The organism is Pseudomonas sp. ANT_H12B (assembly GCF_008369325.1).
In the GTDB taxonomy this organism is placed as follows: domain Bacteria; phylum Pseudomonadota; class Gammaproteobacteria; order Pseudomonadales; family Pseudomonadaceae; genus Aquipseudomonas.
Genome location: NZ_VOBI01000037.1, coordinates 1 through 18,951 on the forward strand (window position 1 = coordinate 1; position 18,951 = coordinate 18,951).

At 59.1% G+C, this 18,951-nt stretch carries 22 protein-coding genes; 13 read left to right on the plus strand and 9 right to left on the minus strand.

What is annotated here, in order from left to right; all coding sequences use genetic code 11:
* The coding region (locus FQ185_RS29565) for a hypothetical protein (protein WP_149420524.1) at nucleotides 1-257 on the minus strand (257 nt) is incomplete at its 3' end.
* Nucleotides 258-500: 243 nt separating this feature from the next.
* Between FQ185_RS29565 and FQ185_RS29570 the strand changes: the two genes are divergently transcribed.
* On the plus strand, nucleotides 501-2,861 hold the full coding sequence (locus FQ185_RS29570) for a DNA polymerase II (protein ID WP_178113626.1): 2,361 nt from the start codon (nucleotides 501-503) through the stop codon (nucleotides 2,859-2,861).
* On the opposite strand, the gene FQ185_RS29575 is transcribed toward FQ185_RS29570, so the two are convergent.
* The 3 genes from FQ185_RS29575 to FQ185_RS29585 all read right to left on the minus strand — a co-directional run bounded on the left by FQ185_RS29575 (nucleotide 2,826) and on the right by FQ185_RS29585 (nucleotide 5,523).
* A complete protein-coding gene (locus FQ185_RS29575) occupies nucleotides 2,826-3,296 on the minus strand; it encodes a DUF1810 domain-containing protein (protein ID WP_149420525.1) in 471 nt (156 codons plus the stop codon). The two genes, FQ185_RS29570 and FQ185_RS29575, sit on opposite strands and share 36 nt — an antisense overlap.
* A gap of 30 nt (nucleotides 3,297-3,326) precedes the next feature.
* Nucleotides 3,327-4,148: an aldo/keto reductase gene (locus FQ185_RS29580; RefSeq protein ID WP_149420526.1), complete on the minus strand. Its 822-nt coding sequence runs from the start codon at nucleotides 4,146-4,148 to the stop codon at nucleotides 3,327-3,329.
* A 226-nt stretch (nucleotides 4,149-4,374) separates the two neighbouring features.
* Nucleotides 4,375-5,523: an aldose epimerase family protein gene (locus FQ185_RS29585; RefSeq protein WP_149420527.1), complete on the minus strand. Its 1,149-nt coding sequence runs from the start codon at nucleotides 5,521-5,523 to the stop codon at nucleotides 4,375-4,377.
* Nucleotides 5,524-5,775: 252 nt separating this feature from the next.
* Between FQ185_RS29585 and FQ185_RS29590 the strand changes: the two genes are divergently transcribed.
* The 3 genes from FQ185_RS29590 to FQ185_RS29600 all read left to right on the plus strand — a co-directional run bounded on the left by FQ185_RS29590 (nucleotide 5,776) and on the right by FQ185_RS29600 (nucleotide 8,819).
* The gene (locus tag FQ185_RS29590) at nucleotides 5,776-6,525 is read left to right on the plus strand and encodes a hypothetical protein (RefSeq protein WP_149420528.1); all 750 of its coding nucleotides are present in this window, start codon (nucleotides 5,776-5,778) and stop codon (nucleotides 6,523-6,525) included.
* 82 nt (nucleotides 6,526-6,607) lie between these two features.
* Entirely contained in the window at nucleotides 6,608-7,822 is a 1,215-nt protein-coding gene (locus FQ185_RS29595; RefSeq protein WP_149420529.1) for an MFS transporter, read from the plus strand.
* Nucleotides 7,823-8,033: 211 nt separating this feature from the next.
* Complete coding sequence (locus FQ185_RS29600; RefSeq protein ID WP_149420530.1) at nucleotides 8,034-8,819, plus strand: sulfite exporter TauE/SafE family protein; 786 nt, start codon at nucleotides 8,034-8,036, stop codon at nucleotides 8,817-8,819.
* Between the two features lie 317 nt (nucleotides 8,820-9,136).
* Here the strand turns inward: FQ185_RS29600 and FQ185_RS29605 are convergent, their stop codons facing one another.
* From FQ185_RS29605 to FQ185_RS29625, 5 genes are all read right to left on the minus strand, one after another.
* Nucleotides 9,137-9,514, minus strand: a complete 378-nt coding sequence (locus FQ185_RS29605) for a VOC family protein (protein ID WP_149420544.1) — start codon at nucleotides 9,512-9,514, stop codon at nucleotides 9,137-9,139.
* Between the two features lie 74 nt (nucleotides 9,515-9,588).
* Complete coding sequence (locus FQ185_RS29610) at nucleotides 9,589-9,951, minus strand: Mor transcription activator family protein (protein ID WP_149420531.1); 363 nt, start codon at nucleotides 9,949-9,951, stop codon at nucleotides 9,589-9,591.
* 27 nt (nucleotides 9,952-9,978) lie between these two features.
* On the minus strand, nucleotides 9,979-10,296 hold the full coding sequence (locus FQ185_RS29615) for a hypothetical protein (RefSeq protein ID WP_149420532.1): 318 nt from the start codon (nucleotides 10,294-10,296) through the stop codon (nucleotides 9,979-9,981).
* 1 nt (nucleotide 10,297) lies between these two features.
* The gene (locus tag FQ185_RS29620; RefSeq protein WP_149420533.1) at nucleotides 10,298-11,479 is read right to left on the minus strand and encodes an ExeA family protein; all 1,182 of its coding nucleotides are present in this window, start codon (nucleotides 11,477-11,479) and stop codon (nucleotides 10,298-10,300) included.
* Nucleotides 11,479-12,969, minus strand: coding sequence for an integrase (locus FQ185_RS29625; protein WP_256730521.1), 1,491 nt, complete (start codon nucleotides 12,967-12,969; stop codon nucleotides 11,479-11,481). The genes FQ185_RS29620 and FQ185_RS29625 overlap by 1 nt, the downstream gene beginning before the upstream one ends.
* Nucleotides 12,970-13,210: 241 nt before the next feature.
* Here FQ185_RS29625 and FQ185_RS29630 point away from each other — a divergent pair, with 241 nt between their 5' ends.
* The 9 genes from FQ185_RS29630 to FQ185_RS30310 all read left to right on the plus strand — a co-directional run bounded on the left by FQ185_RS29630 (nucleotide 13,211) and on the right by FQ185_RS30310 (nucleotide 18,841).
* Nucleotides 13,211-13,696, plus strand: coding sequence for a hypothetical protein (locus tag FQ185_RS29630; protein ID WP_149420534.1), 486 nt, complete (start codon nucleotides 13,211-13,213; stop codon nucleotides 13,694-13,696).
* Nucleotides 13,697-13,774: 78 nt separating this feature from the next.
* Nucleotides 13,775-14,485 (plus strand): hypothetical protein, encoded by a 711-nt coding sequence (locus FQ185_RS30810; RefSeq protein WP_256730522.1) that lies wholly within the window; start codon nucleotides 13,775-13,777, stop codon nucleotides 14,483-14,485.
* Nucleotides 14,486-14,510: 25 nt separating this feature from the next.
* Complete coding sequence (locus FQ185_RS29645; RefSeq protein ID WP_149420536.1) at nucleotides 14,511-14,816, plus strand: DUF2730 domain-containing protein; 306 nt, start codon at nucleotides 14,511-14,513, stop codon at nucleotides 14,814-14,816.
* Nucleotides 14,813-15,106, plus strand: coding sequence for an ArsR family transcriptional regulator (locus FQ185_RS29650; RefSeq protein WP_149420537.1), 294 nt, complete (start codon nucleotides 14,813-14,815; stop codon nucleotides 15,104-15,106). The genes FQ185_RS29645 and FQ185_RS29650 overlap by 4 nt, the downstream gene beginning before the upstream one ends.
* A 2-nt stretch (nucleotides 15,107-15,108) precedes the next feature.
* Nucleotides 15,109-15,660, plus strand: coding sequence for a phage protein Gp27 family protein (locus FQ185_RS29655; RefSeq protein WP_149420538.1), 552 nt, complete (start codon nucleotides 15,109-15,111; stop codon nucleotides 15,658-15,660).
* On the plus strand, nucleotides 15,657-17,537 hold the full coding sequence (locus FQ185_RS30815) for a phage protein Gp36 family protein (RefSeq protein ID WP_149420539.1): 1,881 nt from the start codon (nucleotides 15,657-15,659) through the stop codon (nucleotides 17,535-17,537). The genes FQ185_RS29655 and FQ185_RS30815 overlap by 4 nt, the downstream gene beginning before the upstream one ends.
* The gene (locus FQ185_RS29665) at nucleotides 17,537-17,881 is read left to right on the plus strand and encodes a Gp37 family protein (protein WP_149420540.1); all 345 of its coding nucleotides are present in this window, start codon (nucleotides 17,537-17,539) and stop codon (nucleotides 17,879-17,881) included. Before FQ185_RS30815 ends, FQ185_RS29665 begins: the two co-directional genes overlap by 1 nt.
* On the plus strand, nucleotides 17,875-18,183 hold the full coding sequence (locus FQ185_RS29670) for a UDP-N-acetylglucosamine acyltransferase (protein WP_149420541.1): 309 nt from the start codon (nucleotides 17,875-17,877) through the stop codon (nucleotides 18,181-18,183). Before FQ185_RS29665 ends, FQ185_RS29670 begins: the two co-directional genes overlap by 7 nt.
* Nucleotides 18,184-18,304: 121 nt before the next feature.
* Complete coding sequence (locus tag FQ185_RS30310) at nucleotides 18,305-18,841, plus strand: hypothetical protein (RefSeq protein WP_178113625.1); 537 nt, start codon at nucleotides 18,305-18,307, stop codon at nucleotides 18,839-18,841.
* The last annotated feature ends 110 nt before the right edge of the window (nucleotides 18,842-18,951 follow it).

An 18,951-nucleotide genomic window follows, 5' to 3' on the forward strand; every position in this document is an offset into this window, starting at 1 on the left:
CTATCGACGCTGTCGACCTTGACGGGGTGGCCGGACAGCCCATGAACAGTCGCCAGATTGGGCTTTGGGGCATGCTCGAACAGACGTGGATCCCATTGCTCTATCAGCCTGCCCGCGACGTCATAAAGTTGTCGGGTGATGAGCGTTTCCACCGGGCCACCGGCGACCTTGCGCAGATACTCAACCTGGCGAATCGGCAGGCCTCGACCGTCAATGACGCCAAGTGAGGGGGTGCGCTGATGCACGGTGAGATTCATCGCCCGATCTCCTTCGATTTTTTGCATCCGTACTGGGCAAACAGTTTTTCGCTGGGTTGATACTATCCAACGCAGGTGAGGTGCGTAACCTGTCAGATCTGACAGGTCAGAAGGGCGCTTTAGAACGAATGAGGTGCCAATGACGGGGGGTTATTTCGATCCGGATCGCGCCCCGGATGTACCCACGCCGTCGCGCAATGACGCGTAGAATTGCCACCTGAATCAAATCTTGAGGTTGCAGTGGTGGATTTACAGCGGGGCTTCGTCCTGACCCGGCATTGGCGCGATACCCCGGCGGGTACGGAAGTCGAGTTCTGGCTGGCGACCGATACCGGTCCCCAACGAATCCGCCTGCCTCATCAACCGTCGGTGGCGTTCATCCCCGCAGCCCAGCGCGAGCAGGCTGAAGCGCTGCTGCGCGGCGAAAAAAACGTCGAATGGCGGCCGTTGGCATTGCTGGATTTCGAGCACCGCCCGGTGCTCGGCCTGTATTGCCAGCAGCACGGGCAGTTGATGCGCCTGGAAACTGCGCTGCGCAAGGCCGGCGTCGACATGTTCGAAGCTGACGTGCGCCCGCCGGAACGCTACATGATGGAGCGCTTCATCACCGCTCCGGTCATCTTTGGTGGCACACCGAATGCCGAGGGCATGCTGCTAGATGCGCAGATGAAACCTGACCCCGATTACCGGCCGAACCTCAAACTGGTCTCCCTGGACATCGAAACCACCGCTCAAGGCGAGTTGTACTCCATCGCCCTGGAAGGCTGCGGCGAGCGTCAGGTTTACATGCTCGGCCCGCCCAATGGCGACGACAGCGAGGTGGATTTCCAGCTCGAATACTGCGACTCCCGAACCCTGCTGCTGAAAAGACTCAACGAGTGGTTCGCCCGCCACGACCCCGACGCAATCATCGGTTGGAACGTCGTGCAGTTCGACCTGCGCGTGCTCCACGAACACGCCCGGCGCCTGGCGGTGCCGCTGAAACTGGGGCGTGGCGGCGAGGAAATGCAGTGGCGCGAACACGGGAGCCGTAACCATTACTTCGCCTCGGCGGCCGGCCGATTGATCATCGACGGCATCGAATCCCTGCGCTCGGCGACGTGGAGTTTTCCGTCATTCAGCCTGGAAAACGTCGCGCAAACCCTGCTCGGCGAGGGCAAGTCGATCGACAATCCGTACCAGCGCATGGACGAAATCAACCGTATGTTCGCCGAGGACAAACCGGCGCTGGCCAAGTACAACCTCAAGGACTGCGAACTGGTCACGCGGATTTTCGCCAAGACCGAACTGCTGACCTTTTTGCTGGAACGCGCCAGCGTCACCGGGTTGCCGGCCGACCGCAGCGGTGGCTCGGTGGCGGCGTTCACTCACCTTTACATGCCGCTGATGCACCGCCAGGGTTTCGTCGCGCCCAATCTCGGCGGCAAGCCCGCGCAAGCCAGCCCCGGCGGTTTTGTCATGGACTCGCAACCGGGGCTGTACGAATCGGTGCTGGTGCTCGACTACAAAAGCCTCTATCCATCGATCATCCGTACCTTCCTTATCGACCCGGTGGGGTTGATCGAGGGGCTTGAACATCCCGATGACAGCGAGTCGGTGCCGGGCTTTCGTGGCGCACGCTTTTCAAGAACCCGGCATTGCCTGCCAGCCATTGTTTCTCGGGTTGCCGAAGGCCGCGAAACCGCCAAGCGCGAACACAACGCGCCGCTGTCCCAGGCCCTGAAGATCATCATGAATGCGTTCTACGGCGTGCTCGGGTCCAGCGGCTGCCGCTTTTTCGATACACGCCTGGCGTCGTCCATCACGCTGCGCGGCCACGAGATCATGCTGCGTACGCGACAGCTGATCGAAGCCCAGGGCCACACGGTGATTTACGGCGACACCGACTCAACCTTCGTCTGGCTGCGCCGTGCTCACGGTCAGCAGGAAGCCGCGCAGATCGGCCACGCGCTGGTGGATCACGTCAACCAGTGGTGGCGTGAACATGTGCAGCAGGAATACGGGTTGGAAAGTGCCCTGGAGTTGCAGTTCGAAACCCACTACAAGCGCTTTCTGATGCCGACCATTCGCGGTGCCGAGGAGGGCAGCAAAAAGCGTTATGCCGGGCTGGTGACGCGCGCCGATGGCACCGACGAAATGGTCTACAAAGGCCTGGAAACCGTACGCACCGACTGGTCGCCGCTGGCGCGACAATTTCAGCAAGAGTTGTACCTGCGCATCTTCAATCGCAAACCCTATCAGGATTACGTGCGCGACTATGTGCGCAAGACCTTGGCCGGTGAGTTCGATGACCGCCTGATCTACCGCAAGCGCCTGCGCCGCACCCTCGATGACTATCAGCGCAACGTGCCGCCTCACGTGCGAGCCGCGCGGATTGCCGATGAATACAACGACCAGCAGGGTCGTCCGCGGCAATACCAGAACGGTGGCTGGATCAGTTACGTGATCACCGTGGCCGGGCCGGAGCCGCTGGAAATCCGCAGCGCGCCCATCGACTACGACCACTACGTCACCCGGCAACTGCAACCGGTGGCGGACGCCATTCTGCCCTTCGTGGACGACGACTTTTCAACGTTGATTGGTGGGCAGTTGGGCCTGTTTTGAATCCAGCAGTGACAGCGTCCAGCCATCCGGTATGCCATGGAAATACTTGTCCAGTGCTCGATGAAAATCGCTGTCGACGCCGGCTACCTGGGCGAACAGCGTCATGGATGAATGAAACTTGAGATCGTCGGGATGGCCGAATATGCCTGCAACCGAGCTCTTTTCGATCTTCAGCACCAGCTGCGTGCAGGTGCGCAATCGTGAACCCAGCAGCGGATGATTGAGGTACGCCGTGGCTTCTTCTTTGGTTCGGATGGCAAAACGGCGGGACATCTCGCTGCCGCCCAACCCGGCAAATTGCGGAAAGATGAACCACATCCAGTGACTGCTCTTGTGACCGGCGTTCAACTCGGCCTGGACCCGTTCGAACACCGGGTCCTGTGCCTGGATAAAGCGTTGCAGATTAAAGCTGTCCAGCGGATCAGTGCTTCTCATGCAGCAGCCCTCTGACGGAGCTGCGATGGCTCAGACCATGGCCAACCGCTGCTTTCGATGTGGCGCGTGAAAAGCCTGGTCCAGCGCCTCCAGATCCCCAGCCTCCAGATGCAACTGCGCCGCTTGCGCATTGAGCCTCACATGCTCGGGTCGGACCGCCTTGGGGATGGCGATCACTCCTTCCTGACGAACAATCCATGCCAGCGCTACCTGCGCGGGCGTCTTGTCGTGGCGGGCGGCCACTTGTTTAAGCGTTGAATTGACCAGCATATGCCCACCCTGGCCGATCGGACAGTAGGCCATCAATGGCAGCCGTTGCTGTTGGCACCAGGGCAGCAGATCGAATTCGATGCCGCGCTCCTCCAGGTTGTAGAGCACCTGATTGGTGGCGCAGGCCGGTGAGTCCAGTTCGTGCATGTCGTCGAGGTCGAAATTGGACACGCCCCAACGGCCAATCTTGCCTTCTTCACGCAGGCGCTCGAAGGCTTCGACGGTTTCTTCCAGGGGATACTGGCCGCGCCAATGCAGCAGGTACAGATCGATGTAATCGGTATTCAACCGCCGCAGGCTGCGCTCGCAAGCCTGGGGGATGCCTTTGCGGCCAGCGTTGTGCGGGTAGACCTTGCTGACCAGAAAGACGTTATCGCGCAGCCCCGCAATGGCGTCACCCACCACTTCCTCGGCACCACCTTCGGCGTACATTTCCGCGGTGTCGATCAGCGTCATGCCCAGTTCGATTCCCTGGCGCAGCGCCGCGACTTCCTGGGTGTGTCGTGAGCGATCTTCGCCCATGCGCCAGGTGCCTTGGCCGATGACCGGTACTTTGACGCCGGCCAACTCGATAGAACGCATTCACTCCTCCTTTCGCATCACTCGCTGAATACTACGGTTGGCAGCAGAATAGCCCGCTGGTTCCCTCGCACGTAGCAACTGCCGAGCCTGCGAGGCTGCGTTCGAGCCGGGGGCGCGCTCGACCGGAGTCCTCGCAAATCCTGCACATGCGGTTAGCCTGATACATCGCGGTATTTGCTTTACGACGGCTGCGCAGCCGAACGCAGCCTCGCAGGCTCGGTAGCGGCTACTTGGCGGAGAACTTCAGCACGGTGCTCTGGGTGTACACCTTGCCCGGATCCAGTCGCGTCGAAGGGAAGTTCGGCTGGTTCGGCGAATCGGGGTAATGCTGGGTCTCCAGCGTAAATGCGCCCCAGTGCGGATAAACCTTGCCAGCCTTGCCCTTGACCGTGCCATCGAGGAAGTTACTGGTATAGAACTGCACGCCGGGCTCAGTGGTGTAGAGCTGCAACCGGCGGCCGGACTGCGGATCGCTGACATCGGCGGCGAGTTTGCTCACATCGCCCTTGGCATCCAGCGCCCAGTTGAAATCGAAGCCGCCCTGTTTCGGCTCGGCGAATTTCAATTGCGGATGATCAGCCTTGATGTTTTTACCGATGGCGGTCGGCTGCGTGAAGTCCATCGGCGTGCCGGCCACCGGGGCCAGTTCACCGGTCGGGATCAGCTTGCCGTTGACCGGTGTGTAGTGAGTGGCGTGCAAGGTCGCCATCTGTTTGAGCACATCACCGTTGCCCGCGCCGGCCAGATTGAAATAGCTGTGATTGGTCAGGTTCAGCACCGTGGGTTTGTCGGTGGAAGCCTTGTACTCGATGCGCAGTTCGTTGTTGTCGTTGAGGCTGTAGGTGACTTCGGTTTTCAGGTTGCCGGGAAAGCCCATTTCACCGTCCGCCGACACATACGTCAGCGTCACGCCCACCGAGTCCTTGCCTTTGCTCGGTTCGGCTTTCCAGACATGTTTGTCAAAACCCTGCGGGCCGCCGTGCAGCGAATTTGGCCCGTCGTTGAGCGGCACCTGATAACGCTTGCCGTCCAGCTCGAACGCACCGTTGGCCAGGCGATTACCGAAGCGCCCGATGGTTGCACCGAAGTACGCCGTGCCACTTTGGTAGCCCTGCACGTCGTCGAAACCGAGCACGATGTCTTCGATTTTGCCGTTTTTGTCCGGCACCTTCAGCGACTGCAGAATGCCACCGTAGGTGATGACGGTAGCTTGCAGGCCATGGCTGTTGCGCAGCACATATTGTTCGACGGGCGTGCCGTCATTGGTCTTGCCGAAGGCTTTGTGTTCGCTGGCCAGGCCGGCCGCGTGAACGGGGAGGGTGGCGATCATCAGGGACAGTCCGAGGCCGCAGAGTGGGTATCGGGATCGAAGCATGGTTGACCTTCCTTTTTTTGTTGTTTTGTATGAAGTAGTCGGACTAATAGTTTGACTTTATTGGATTGAGTGAGGATTTATAGCTTATGTTTGGCGCGTTGCAACAATAAAGTATTACTAATTAGATATTCGCGTTTCCGCTGGGCTGCGTTTACGGACCGTCGGCACTGCACTTTTCCCGGTTTCGCGGTTCTATCCTTGGCCAGCCTGCGGCGATCCCCACCGCAGGCAAATGCCCAAGTCCAAGAATCCATGGCCCGAGTTTTACCCCTCATCACCTCGCCAATTCGTCGCTACTGCCTGCTGCTGGCCAGCCTGTCGATGCTCTTTGCCACTGGCTGCAGCCAGCAACAGGGCAGCGACATCGTCAGCCAGTTCCGTGAAGGCAGACCCCAGGAATTCCTCCAGACCAGCGTCGACCGCATGGCGACCCTGGCAATGCGTGACAACCTCGACAGCCTCTATTTGCTGATGAGCAAGCTCTACCTGCGCAACCCCGACGAGCTGAAAAAATCCGGTTTCCTCGATGCCCGCACCGCGGTAAAGCAAGTACGCCTGGCCATCGAACAGCAACAGCCACTGCCAATCCTGGGCGGCAAAAAAGACCTGGCAGCGCTGAGTTATGCCATGAGCCCGGAGTTTCTCGGCGACCGGGTCGGCGCCTTCATTTATGCCATCGGCAGCATGCTGGTCACGGCCCACGGCAATCGTCTGGAGTTCTACATGACGGATGCGATCAACCCGACATTCGTCAGCAACGCGGCCCGCAACATCGAGAAAGCCACCTGGATACTCAGCCAGCGGCAAAACAAGAGTGGCGGGCCGTTGCTGTTCTCCAACGAAATCTCGGAGGAGGGCAGTAACCTGAGTTTTGCCGTTGAATTCGGCAAGGTCGTGGCGCGACTGGACCTGTTGACGCAGATGCTGGATGAGCGCTACCGCCGGATCGGCTTGAATTACGCCCAGAGTTTGTTGTTTTTGAATTTCTTGCCGGTGCAATGATTCGGGTCATATAGAGTGGCGTTTGCGAAAAGTTGTATACAATCCGCCGCCTGCATTGATTGAAAAGGGAGTCGCACACGTCATGACTGACCACGCCACCGGCGAACGCGGGCTGATTCAACGCGCGACCGGCACCGAGAAATTGCCCTACGCCGCGTTGTTGGCCTTCGCCATGACCGGGTTTATCGCCGTCCTCACCGAAACCCTGCCCGCCGGCCTGTTGCCGCAAATCGGCGCCGGTTTGAACGTGAGCGAAGTGCTGGCCGGCCAACTCGTCACCCTCTATGCCCTGGGTTCTATCGTGGCGGCGATCCCGCTTACGGTTGCCACCCGGAGCTGGCGCCGGCGTCGGGTTCTATTGATGACGGTTTGTGGATTTGTGCTGTTCAACACCATCACCACGTTTTCCACCCATTACGGCCTGACCCTGGTATCACGGTTTCTGGCAGGCATGGCGGCGGGATTGGCCTGGGGCATCCTGGCCGGGTACGCGCGGCGCCTGGTGCCGGTTCATCTGCAAGGTCGGGCACTGGCGATTGCGATGCTCGGGACGCCGGTTGCCCTGTCGCTGGGCACTCCGGCGGGAACGTTGCTGGGTAACGTGATTGGCTGGCGTGCCTCGTTCGGCATCATGTCGGCCCTGGCGCTGGTGCTGGCGGCGTGGATCTTGATCGCCGTGCCGGACAAACCGGGGCAGGCCGACACCGAACGCCTGCCGCTGGCCAGGGTGTTTCGCATGCCCGGCGTACGACCGGTGCTCTTTGTCGTTCTGACGTGGATGCTCGGCCACAACATTCTTTACACCTACATTGCGCCGTTCCTGATGCAATCCGGTTTGGGCGAGCGTGTCGATCTGGTGCTGTTGGTCTTCGGCATCAGCTCGTTGGCGGGGATCTGGATCATTGGCCTGCTGGTCGACCACTGGTTGCGGCGGTTGACGTTGATCTGCCTGGCTGTTTTTGCGCTGACAGCACTGGTGTTAGCCCTGGCGATGTCGTCGCCGTGGGTGGTTTATGCCTGCATGGCGGTGTGGGGACTTTCGTTCGGTGGCTCGGCGACCTTGTTGCTGACGGCAGCGGCCGACTCGGCGGGGGAAAACGTCGACGTCGTGCAAGCCATGCTCACCACCTCCTGGAACGTGGCCATCGCCGGTGGCGGCCTGTTTGGCGGATTGTTGCTGGATCAGGCCGGAGCGATGTCGTTTCCGTGGGCATTGTTGATCCTGTCGCTGATCGCATTTGCCACGGTGTGGATTAACCGTCACCACAGTTTCAAACCAGGCCGCCGATTGCATTGACCCGGTCGATCTACTGTGGGAACGGGCTTGCTCGCGAAGAGGCGTTTCAGCCAGCAACACTGTTGAATGTCGAGCGCTTTCGCGAGCAAGCCCGCTCCCGCAAAAGACCGGCATTTCAGGCATAACGATAGTTCGCATCGATATAAGTGGTTATAAGAAAAATCGCTATGCTGCGGGCCAGATTTTTCCTGCGGTCTTTGTGGACGGATTAATGGATTTTGTTAACTTCGGGTTGGTCGTTGCCGGGCTAGTGGTCGGTTTTATCGTTGGCATGACCGGTGTCGGCGGCGGGTCGCTGATGACGCCGATTCTGCTGTGGTTCGGCATCAATCCGGCAACTGCGGTGGGCACTGACTTGTTGTACGCCGCCATCACCAAATCCAGTGGTGTGCTGGTTCACAGGAAAAACAAGAATATCGATTGGGCAATCACCGGTTGGCTGACCCTCGGCAGTGTGCCGGCGGTCGCAATGACGTTGTGGTTTCTGAGCACGCTGCACACCTCCCCGGACGCAATGAACGCCGTCATCAAGCAGGCATTGGGCTTCGTGCTGTTTGCCACGGCGCTGGCGATTTTCTTCAAGAAACGCTTGCTTGATTTCGCCCACAAACGCGCTGGCGGTCACTACAACCCCAGTGGCGCGCGGTTGAATGTCCTGACCGTGATCACCGGCCTGGTGCTCGGTACCATGGTCGCTCTGACCTCCATCGGTGCTGGTGCCCTGGGGACCGTCGCGCTGTTCATTCTCTATCCGCTGCTGCCCACCCGCCGCCTCGTCGGGACTGAAATCGCTCACGCCGTACCGCTGACCCTGGTCGCAGGTCTTGGCCACGCGAGCATGGGCAATATGGATTGGCACGTGCTGGGCTATTTGCTGGTTGGGTCGCTGCCGGGTATTTACCTGGGCAGTCATTTGACTGGCCGCATCTCCGATGAAGTGCTGCGTCCTTGCCTGGCCACAATGCTGGTCCTGATCGGGTACAAACTGGCGTTCTGATCCCGCCCGGCTCTACAAACCACCTCCTGTGTCGTATAGGTGCTACGGTGGAAAGCCAGCCCTCATTCGCCCACGAATGACCTGTCGGCACTTCCCCCGTGATCGACAAGCAAGAGGGGGTACGTGTACGCGCTTATCGCCGAATATCAAACCCTCGCAGCCGGGTATTGCCTCGACACACTGTCGTAACCGCCCGAAGCGGTCAGGGTCCGCGATGAGTTGGTGGCGGTGGTGTCCCACGACCTGCGCAACCTCATGACCATCATCATGCAATGCGCAATGATGCAGCGCCTGGTGGCCAAGGATGCAGTCGTCGCTTAGGCACGGGTCAGAATCTCCAGCAGATGCCCGTCCGGGTCATCGAAGTAAACCCGCCGGCCGCCGCCGTAGTCGTTGATCTCCTTCGGTCGTTGTTTGCCGGGATCGGCCCACCAGGATTGCTTGCGCGCTTGCAGGCGAGCGAAGGCCGCATCGAACTCGTCGTCACCGATCAAAAACGCATAGTGCTGCGAGGCGATCGGCGGGTCGTTGTCGTAGAAGTCCAGCGATACGCCGTTGTCGAGCTTGACGATCAGCATCGGGCCGAAGGGGGCGGGGGCGGGCAGGCCGAGGATATCGGCCAGATAGTTTGCCGACGTCTGCTTGTTCAGGTCTGAGATAAATCCCAACGAGTAAGCGAGATAACTCCGGTCCATTCCGGTATAGGCTGGCACAAATCGGGACACCCCGTGCAATAGCCTTGCACCCCACGCAATAGAAAAAGCCCCGTTCAGTCATCACCTGACGGGGCAAACATATCGAACTGGCGACGCGCAATCTCATCCTTACGCACCGCCTTCACAATCTTATAAATCCACTGAAGCGACACCCCCCACTTACGCGCCAGGTCGCTTTGATTGGTGCCGTTGAACTCCTCGTAGATCAGCCGATCCCGCCGACTCAACTTACCCGCCAGTCCCATCGGAAAATACACATTCTGCCCACCCCAATGCGCCGCCATACGATCGGCGACCTCCTGGGCCACATGGCGAGCAGAACCCTCATCCATCGACACCAACTCCTTCAGCGAAGCCGCAACGTGTTCAGTCAGATCAACCAGCAGCTCCGGCCCCTTGCTTCGGAAGTCACTCATACATCCACCACCGCAGCAGGGCCAGACTCATAAATCCTGCTCCTTCACCAACGAAAACCAAGCTACATCAACACCCCGAACCGTCACGGTGTTACAGGTAAATTGCCCCGCAGGCACATAGCGAATCCCCCGCAACTTATACCCGAACCGCTCCATAAACAGCTCGACACTGTCCTCTTCGATAAAAATCTTATTGTCCAACAGCACCAAAAGCCTGATCGAAATACCGGCCTCACGGATTTCGCGAGTCAACTCATTAAAAGCGGAAAGCCTCGCCGGAAACGCCTCAGTCAAAATACTCAACGGCTCACCCACCGATGCACCCACCAGATTCAGAGCATCCATATCAAACCCCCTTAACCACATCAGCAGTCACCCTCGGCACACCCAGCTGAACCGCCAGATTCATCGCCGCAATCACCAAATTCCCGATCGCCAACGGATAAAGCAACGAAACAGTCCCATCCCGCCCCCCATGGCGTGTTGGTTGAGACAACCTCGCAGCAACCGCCTGAACCGCCCCCTCATCCATGACATCCCCCAACGCCTTACCCACCCGATCAAACCGGAAGGTCAAAAACTCCGCCAATCGTGAATCCTCAACCGGCATCAGCATCACCCGCTCACACCGCTGCACCACCTCACGCACATCCGCGTTGCGCTCACTCAGCTTCACCCCCAGCTCAGGTTGGCCAATCATGATGATGCTCACCAACTTCGTGAACCCGACCTCCAACTCTAGAATCCGCTTCAAGTGCTTGAGTGTCGGCACCGGCAAACTATGCGCCTCCTCAATCACCAAACAATGGCGATACCCGGCCGCATGCGACTCCTTCAACGCCTTATGCAACTGAGCGAACCGCGCCTCAGGACTGCTCTTAGGCTTAGCCAACGGCGCCACCGCCGACATCATCGACTCCGCAATATGCGTGCTCTTCAGCGACTTACCCTTGGCATCGTTATCCTCAGACGCCAACACATAAGGCTCAATGACAATCACCGGGTCATTATTCTCAGCAAGACGATTCACCAAATCCCGGCGAAGCGTGCTCTTACCGGCCCCCGATTCCCCCTCAACCGCCAAAAACCCACCATGACGCGCCGTCTGATACATCACCTCACGCACATACCGAATATCCGGGCTCACCCACATATCCTGGGCACACTGCAACTCATCAAACGGATCACGAAACAAACCAAAAGCCTTACGAGTCGTTGCCTGCAACGCCTGCTTGGGCAGTAACATCAGATCGTCCTCCCCGGACGGCTCAATCAAAAGGGCCGAACCTGCCGTGTTAGCGCACGACGGGTCCACATCATCAAACGCATTCGCAATAGCGGCGTCATTGGCGCCAGACTCCGTCAAAAACACACGAATGCGCGCTTGCAGCTCGTCTCTGTTCTGGCGGCGCGGCCACAGCCCGTGATTCACCAACTGCGCAACCGTGGCCCCGCTCACACGCAACGACACCGCCAACGCCGCTTGAGGCCGGCCCACCGCCTGCAAAATTTTCTTAAGCTTCAACATCACTCACCTCCACCCGACGACCGAACCAGGCCGAACGGATTGCGCGGGACCTCAACAGGTCGTTTCAACTCAGCCTCAACGGCGTCCAGTTGCTCCTCAGGAACACCTTCGGGAAAACGCTCCTGCAACCAGCCAAATGTCTGCGCCGTCCAAAGTTGACCAAGCCGCGGACGTAACAACTTCGCAGCCTCAACATGACTCAGAGGCACACACTCAACGGACGGCGCATTAACATTCAAGGTAGTGCCGCGCCGTGGCAGATAAGCCGGCAGCACCGTATCGTTCACATGTTTATGCGGATCAATCAGCCCACCGAACGGCACGGCCTTCGCCTTACGAGCAGCCAGCGCATCGGCCTTACTCGTCGTGCCAGTCGCAATTTGCTCCAACACCTTGCGCGACACCTGGGCCGGCGTTTCGGCATGACGTTTGAACTGCTCACCGATCATCGCAGCCGTCTCGGCAAACCCAAACGCATCCACCCCGACGCGCTCAATCACGTGAAACCGCTCACGCCCGTCATCACCCACCAACACCGCAATCGCCGAATCCTTATCCCGCCAGCAATTGCGAGTAATCAGCAGCTGTTCACCCACCATCACCCCCGGCACCGAACTCACATCAAACTGCGCGCCCCGGAACGAAACCCTCAGCAAATTGCTCACCTTGCGGTTTTCCGGCGTACTCACCGCCAACTCGCGACACACCTCAACACCCGGTGCCAGACGCAACTGCTCCTGCGTAATCAACTGCCAAACCCCATACCGAGTTCGCCGCGTGCGGGTATGAATAGACGTCGCATTGAAATACCGCATCCACTGGCCAGCCCACGCATTAATCTGCTCCAGACTATTCGCCGCCTGAAACTTCAAAGCACTTTCAAACTCCCGCTCAACAAGGTTATGCGCCTGTTCAACCTGACCCTTCGCCCGCGCATTACCGACCCGATTGATAATCAAATCAATCGACAAAACACGGCATAAATTTCTGAAAATCCCACTCGTCATCGCCGCCCCAGGGTCCGTCATCAACACCCAAGGCACTCCATGAAAAGGGTCAGACTCACAGCGCTTCTGCATCGCATTAATCAACACACTGCACAGGTTCTCAGCCGACTCCGCGCCCAACACATACTCCACATACAGCGTGCCGCTCGTGTGGTCCGTGATCACATAGCGCCACAGCCGCTGGCGCTCGATCTTCTTCAGATTGGCCGGCTTACCGTCATAGAACTCAGCCTTATTCATCACCCGAGCGCCGTCATCAGCCAGATAAAACTGCGTCGAAATCGACGCATCAATCTGCCAAACATGATTAGGATGCTGACTCGCCAGCGACACCGCCGGTGCATCTTGCAACAGCTGCTCGGGGTGCAACTTATAACCACGTAAAGCCCGGCTGATCGCGCTACGGCTCAAGGGCCGAAACTCAACTACCTGGCCGCCATCGCCAAAGGCGGCGCCGACCTGTACTTCATCATCACCGGGCAAAAAATCGCCGTCACGCCGCCAGCCGCTGCATGGGGCCCCATCGACAGCGAAAAGCTCGGTCGAATCATCGAAATGTTAGAAGCGGCAGCCAAACAAGCCGGTCGGCGCTGGCCGTCCAAAAAATTGGCCGAAGTGGCCGCAGAGGTCTACAACGCGCTAGGTGAAGATCAAGGGTTTGATGAACCACGCGTTGAGCGAATATTGAAGTTGGTAGTAAATCGCTAAATAGAAAAGGAGTTGTATGCCAAGCGAGGACGAAGACCTGGTAAAAAATCTGTCAGCCAGGCTTTCTGAGGAAATCGAAAATCTCCCCAGGGATGGAAAAGATCACGAACTCACCATCAAAATCAAAGGCAACCGGGGGCACATCAACCTCGGCCACCAGATCTTTGACATAAAGACCGCCAAAGAACCCCCACCAGAAGGCAGCGATCGCACCCGAGAATGCCCGCAATGTCACCGTGGCACCTGGCGCTACACCCAACTGTGCATGCACTGCGATTACAACCTGCACCGCCATGACGAAGTCGCTGAACACGAAAAAGAACAGGTGCGCAAAGATCGAAACAACCTACAAATGTTGAAGATCTGCGTCACCTGCGTAGGCATCGCCGTGCTGAGCTTTTTCGTCAGAGATTTTCTGCCTGAAACGTTAAAACCTTGGGCCGTAGGTCTGACAGGCGTCTTTGGCTTCTTTGCATTTATGATCATGACCTCACACAAATAAAAAGGCGGCAGACAGCGCTGTAAACGCCGCCGAGTACACGGTCAAGGACGACCAAAGACACCCTAAAAGGAAGTTTTAATGACCGAGAAAAAACAGACCACGCCTTGGAAAGAGCGGCACACCGCCGAAAAAACCACACTGATCGTCGGCTGGTGTCTCATCGCAGTCCTCATGGTCTACGGGTTCCTACCGAGTAAACCCGAACCGACCGAACCCTCACAAACCCTCGTATCCGAAGCAGCACCTCCCACAGCCTTGCACACCATCGCCAGTACAGAAGCCCTGGCCAGTGCAACCCACTACCTGTCGCAACTGGACAGCGCCATGGCTGAAGGCATACACCTACTCAAGACCAACCAACTCCCTGAACTGGCTGCTCACAGCCGAGCATTCAAAGCCTTGCTTGAAGCCGGCCACGTCCAGTTTGGTCGTTCCGTGTTTCAACCGCTGGGCACGTGCAGCTCCGTTGCCAGGTGGTCGCTGGTACGGCGACGCCATCATCGCCGAAGGCCTGGCACTGGCCGGCATCGAACGCGGCACCACCCACGGCCAGACCATGGGAGCCACCGCATGCCACTGATCAACAACTGGCGCCGCAGCCACAGGCTCTACAGCATTCAGATCAGCCTGGTCATCGCCCTGGTCGCGCTCGCCCAACTGGACCTGTTGCCCCTCTGGCAACCCCAACTGTCACCCAAAGCCTACGCCGCCCTCAACAGCGCACTGGCCATCCTCCTGTTCGTCGCACGCCTGATCAAACAAGGCCCCGACCAACCAGCCCTGCGCTAAACCGCAAACCCACAGGCGGTGTTGAATGAACCTGAACGACCTCAACTTCGGCTTCCAGACCGTCCAGTGGCTGATCCTCACCGTACTGGGCGCCTACACCTTCATGACCAAACGCCAGGCCGCCAGCGCCCAGGAACTGCTCGAACTGCGCACCCGCATCGTCGCCCTCGAAGAACACATCCGGCACCTGCCAGACCCAACCGCCGTCACCGACCTATTGGGCGACATGAAAGCCGTACGCGCCGAACTGTCCGGCGTCAAAGACGCCCTCGGCCCCTTAGCCCGATCGCTCGACCGCATCAACGACTACCTGCTGCGAGAAAAAACATGACCCACTACGCCGACTTCCTACGCCAAGACATGCGCCTGGTCATCCTGCGGCTAATGGTCGAAATGCCCGGCTACCGCGCCAACAGCTCCGTGCTCAACACCGCCCTCGACAACTTCGGCCACACCGCCAGCCGCGACCAAGTCAAAACCGAACTGCACTGGCTCGCCGAACAAGGCGCCATGACCCTCGCCGACGTAGGCCCCGTACTCGTCGCCACCCTCACCGAACGCGGCCAAGACATCGCCGCAGGCCGCGCCCGCGTGCCTGGCATCAAACGGCCGGGGGCCTGACCATGGCCGGTAAATCCTCCATCAATCGTCTGCCATCGGTGGTCAAGGCCTACATCCAAAAGCTCTTGCGCGAAGACCGTCTGACCCTCGACGACATGCTCGCCGACATCCAAGGTCGCTTCCCCAACGAAAAAGCCCCCAGCCGCAGCGCCTTGGGCCGCTTCAAAGTGGGCTTCGACGAACTCATCGACAAAGCCCGCCAGCAACGCGAAATGGCCGAAGCCTTCGTTGGCGCGTTCGGCGAAGACGCCTCAGACAAAACCGGCGTCCTGTTGGTCGAAGCCATCTCAACCCTGACCTACCAGGCCGCCATGGGCGCCCACGAAAAAGACGACGTCACCATCGCCGAAGTCTCCGCCTTGGCCCGCGCCGCCAAAGCCACCATGGAAGCCCGAACCCTCAGCGTCAAAGAACGCCAGGCCATCGAAAAAGCCACCCGCGAACGCCTGCTCCAAGAACAAGCCGCCGAACTCGACAACGCCGTCAAAGCCCAAGGCATGACAGAAGATCAGGCCCTGTTCTGGCGCCAGAAATTCCTCGGCGTCAAACCATGAAACCCTCATCCAGCACACTGCGCGTCATCGAATGGGACGAACTGCCGCCCAGCGTCCGCCAGATCCCCGAAGGCTACAACCCACTCCTCGAAGGCATCCTCATGGCCCACCAATCCGATTGGTTGGCCATCGATACGCACATCAAACTCTGTGAAAAAGGCCGCCGCACCGGCATCACCTTCGCCGAAGCACTCGACTCGGTCATCACCGCCGCCTCGCAAAAGATCGCCGGCGGCATGGACTGCTTCTACATTGGCGACACCAAAGAAAAGGGCCTGGAATTCATCGGCTACTGCGCCAAGTTCAGCCGCGTCATCGCCGAAGCCCAGGCCTCGGGCGTAAGTCAGATCGAAGAATTCCTGTTCCAAGACCAGGACGACGCCGGCAACACTCGCCAGATCAATGCCTACCGCATCCGCTACGCCTCGGGTTTCAAAATCGTCGCACTGTCCAGCAACCCGGCCGGCGTGCGCGGCCTGCAAGGCAAAGTCATCATCGACGAGGCAGCCTTTCACCGCGACGTCTCCGCCGTACTCGACGCCGCCACGGCGCTGCTCATCTGGGGCGGCCGCATCGTCATCATCAGCACCCACAACGGCAAGGCCAACGCCTTCAACCAAATGGTCAGCGACATTCGCGACCAGCGCTACGGCAGCAGCGCCCAGGTCTTCCGCGCCACCTTCGACGACGCCGTCGCCAACGGTTTGTATGAGCGGGTGTGCTTCATGGCCGGCAAAGTCGCCACGCCAGAAGGCAAGGAAGCTTGGTACAAACAAATCCGCAACGCCTACGGCCCGCGCAAAGCGCAAATGCGCGAAGAACTCGACGCCATCCCCCGCGACGGCAACGGCGTCTGCATCCCCGGCGTCTGGATCGACGAAGCCATGCGCCCCGGTCGCACCGTCCTGCGCCTGGCCTTGGACGAGGACTTTACGCAACAGCCGGTGTACCGGCGTGAGGCCTACGTCAACGACTGGATCGAGCGCTACCTGGCGCAATGGCTACAGCCGCTAAACCCCCAGCTGCGCCACTTCCTCGGCATGGACTACGCCCGGCACCGGGACTTCTCCATCATCTGCCCGATGTCCGTCGACCAGGCGCGGCATCGCGACGTGCCGTTCGTGGTCGAGATGCACAAAGTGCCCACCCGGCAACAGCAGCAGATCCTGTTCTACATCCTGCGCCGGCTGCCGCGTTTTGTCGGTGCCGCACTCGACGCCACCGGCAGTGGCGAAACACTCGCCGAAGACACCGCCGACGAGTTCGGCCACAACCGCATCCAACAAGTAAAAATCACCCGCACCTGGTACGGCGCCTGGATGCCCAAATTCGTGCAACTGTTCGAAGACGGCACCGTCACGCTGCCCAAAGACGACGCCCTGCACCAGGACATCCGCGCCATCGAAACCGTCGACGGCATCCCCATGATCGTCAAAGCCCGCAAACAAGACCTCAAAGACCCCGACCTCTACCGCCACGGCGACTTCGCTGGCGCAGGCGCCTTGGCCAACTTCGCCACGCTCGAAGTCGCCAGCGGTCCGGTCAACGTCAAATCCCGCCGCCCACGCCAAGGCCAGCACATCACCCAGGGGTACCTGCGCGGGCGCTACCACCTGCCACTCGACCCAGTGCCCACCATGTTGCGTGATGCCGTGGTCTACCTGGCGCGGCACTGGCTGTATCAACGCCGCCCCGAAGGCGCATTGCCCGATGCGGTAAAAGACAGCCGCAAAGACACCCTCAAACTGCTGGAAAACATTCGCGACGGCGTTGTCACTTTAGGCCTGCCCACCGGCCACGCCGCGCCAGAACCGGGCGAGATCCGCGTGCGCTCACGCCCTCAACAGTTCAGCGCCGACACGTGGGAACGCTACTGATGCCCCAGGTGATCCCTAAAACCCAAACCGAGCACCTGATGGACGCGGTGCTCGCCAAACTGCAGCACGACGTCGGCCACGAACTGATGGTCGAGCTGTTCCCCGAAAACCCGCTGCAGTACCGCCTCAACCACCCACGCGGTGCCGTCTTGCTCGCCTATGGCAAGTCCACCTTTGGCGTCTCGGAGAGTACCGATGCGACCTTTCAAGCCCGCAACGTGGTGCTGCGCCTAACGCTGATCTTTCGCCAACTCAACGGCACCGCCGGCGTAATCAGCTACCTCGACCGCATCCGCACCTGCCTCACGGGGTGGTACCCGTGCTCTGGGAAAGAGCAGTGGTAGAAGCCGTTAACAAAAGCTCAGTGTTCGACGACGAGTCGACAAAAAAAGTAAATCTCTTCATCAAAATCCAGGAGCTGGATGCGCCGGCAGCTGGAGTGACCATGGTCACCGATACTTCGGCAAAGTACCTGCTGGTAAACCGAAAAACGGGCGAAACCTTGCTGGAAGAAACGATAACCACCAAAGGGGTCGTCCCGCCTGGCTACGCCTTCGCCGGTATCGTTCGTGCTAAAGAGTCAGTCAATCGTGCCGTGCAGAACAACATTCGAGACTTTCTGGTGAAGCTGGAAGCTCAGAAATAACGACAACCATAGCGTTTGTAAATCGGCCGGCGTTTATTGAAAGTCAGCAGTTCAACCCTCATGGCTGAAGCGGTGGACCAAATCCGCAGCCGGTGTGGCCAGACGCACCAGGGAGATTCGAATGGAACAGCAACCGAATAGCAAGCCAACGGTACTGGAACAGCGGCGGGCTATGGTGGAGAGTGGTGAGTTCCAGCGCGAACTCGTGAGTCATTTGCTGACGCCACAAACCACTGAAATGATAGGGGCGTTTCTCAAGTCCCCAGTAGTGCAACAGATCGCCGCGCTCCAGAAGACGATGGTAGGCACAGCCATTAGGCACATGCTAAAGCCGGAAGTGCAGGTCTCTTTCCAGGCCGTTATTCAATCTATTGGCTCGGTTGCATTGTCACCTCAAATAGGCGATGTGATACGCGGCGCTAGAGAGCTCAGCCGAGCGGTTGAAAAGCTGGCAGACTCTCCGCTGGCGGAGTATTTGGCATCAGGGCGCAGTCCGGATATCGCGTGCCTAGTTGACGGCGCAGGTGTGGCCACTGTATCGGTTAAGGCAACCGGTGACGCGAGGGTAATCCGTGGGGGGCTGCCTGAGCTTGAGCTTGAGCTTGAGCGGCAGATCGTCAGACAGCTAGAGAGCGGCAATGCTGTTGGCGCTGATTGAAAACTGACCCACCCTGCCGATTGAAAAATGACCCAGGACGGATTGCTGATTTTTGTCCCAGCAATTGTGGATAAGCTTAGCAGTAGTGTCCTGGTTGAAAACGCATGGGG

What these genes read in the sequence shown, in the direction of transcription:
- FQ185_RS29600 (WP_149420530.1), top strand. Translation starts at nt 8,034, where the DNA reads ATGGATTTTGTTAACTTCGGGTTGGTCGTTGCCGGGCTAGTGGTCGGT.
- FQ185_RS29605 (WP_149420544.1), bottom strand. Translation starts at nt 9,514, where the DNA reads ATGGACCGGAGTTATCTCGCTTACTCGTTGGGATTTATCTCAGACCTG.
- FQ185_RS29620 (WP_149420533.1), bottom strand. Translation starts at nt 11,479, where the DNA reads ATGTTGAAGCTTAAGAAAATTTTGCAGGCGGTGGGCCGGCCTCAAGCG.
- FQ185_RS29575 (WP_149420525.1), bottom strand. Translation starts at nt 3,296, where the DNA reads ATGAGAAGCACTGATCCGCTGGACAGCTTTAATCTGCAACGCTTTATC.
- FQ185_RS29580 (WP_149420526.1), bottom strand. Translation starts at nt 4,148, where the DNA reads ATGCGTTCTATCGAGTTGGCCGGCGTCAAAGTACCGGTCATCGGCCAA.
- FQ185_RS29645 (WP_149420536.1), top strand. Translation starts at nt 14,511, where the DNA reads ATGAACCTGAACGACCTCAACTTCGGCTTCCAGACCGTCCAGTGGCTG.
- FQ185_RS29590 (WP_149420528.1), top strand. Translation starts at nt 5,776, where the DNA reads ATGGCCCGAGTTTTACCCCTCATCACCTCGCCAATTCGTCGCTACTGC.
- FQ185_RS29610 (WP_149420531.1), bottom strand. Translation starts at nt 9,951, where the DNA reads ATGAGTGACTTCCGAAGCAAGGGGCCGGAGCTGCTGGTTGATCTGACT.
- FQ185_RS29615 (WP_149420532.1), bottom strand. Translation starts at nt 10,296, where the DNA reads ATGGATGCTCTGAATCTGGTGGGTGCATCGGTGGGTGAGCCGTTGAGT.
- FQ185_RS29595 (WP_149420529.1), top strand. Translation starts at nt 6,608, where the DNA reads ATGACTGACCACGCCACCGGCGAACGCGGGCTGATTCAACGCGCGACC.
- FQ185_RS30310 (WP_178113625.1), top strand. Translation starts at nt 18,305, where the DNA reads ATGGAACAGCAACCGAATAGCAAGCCAACGGTACTGGAACAGCGGCGG.
- FQ185_RS30815 (WP_149420539.1), top strand. Translation starts at nt 15,657, where the DNA reads ATGAAACCCTCATCCAGCACACTGCGCGTCATCGAATGGGACGAACTG.
- FQ185_RS30810 (WP_256730522.1), top strand. Translation starts at nt 13,775, where the DNA reads ATGACCGAGAAAAAACAGACCACGCCTTGGAAAGAGCGGCACACCGCC.
- FQ185_RS29655 (WP_149420538.1), top strand. Translation starts at nt 15,109, where the DNA reads ATGGCCGGTAAATCCTCCATCAATCGTCTGCCATCGGTGGTCAAGGCC.
- FQ185_RS29650 (WP_149420537.1), top strand. Translation starts at nt 14,813, where the DNA reads ATGACCCACTACGCCGACTTCCTACGCCAAGACATGCGCCTGGTCATC.
- FQ185_RS29665 (WP_149420540.1), top strand. Translation starts at nt 17,537, where the DNA reads ATGCCCCAGGTGATCCCTAAAACCCAAACCGAGCACCTGATGGACGCG.
- FQ185_RS29630 (WP_149420534.1), top strand. Translation starts at nt 13,211, where the DNA reads ATGCCAAGCGAGGACGAAGACCTGGTAAAAAATCTGTCAGCCAGGCTT.
- FQ185_RS29585 (WP_149420527.1), bottom strand. Translation starts at nt 5,523, where the DNA reads ATGCTTCGATCCCGATACCCACTCTGCGGCCTCGGACTGTCCCTGATG.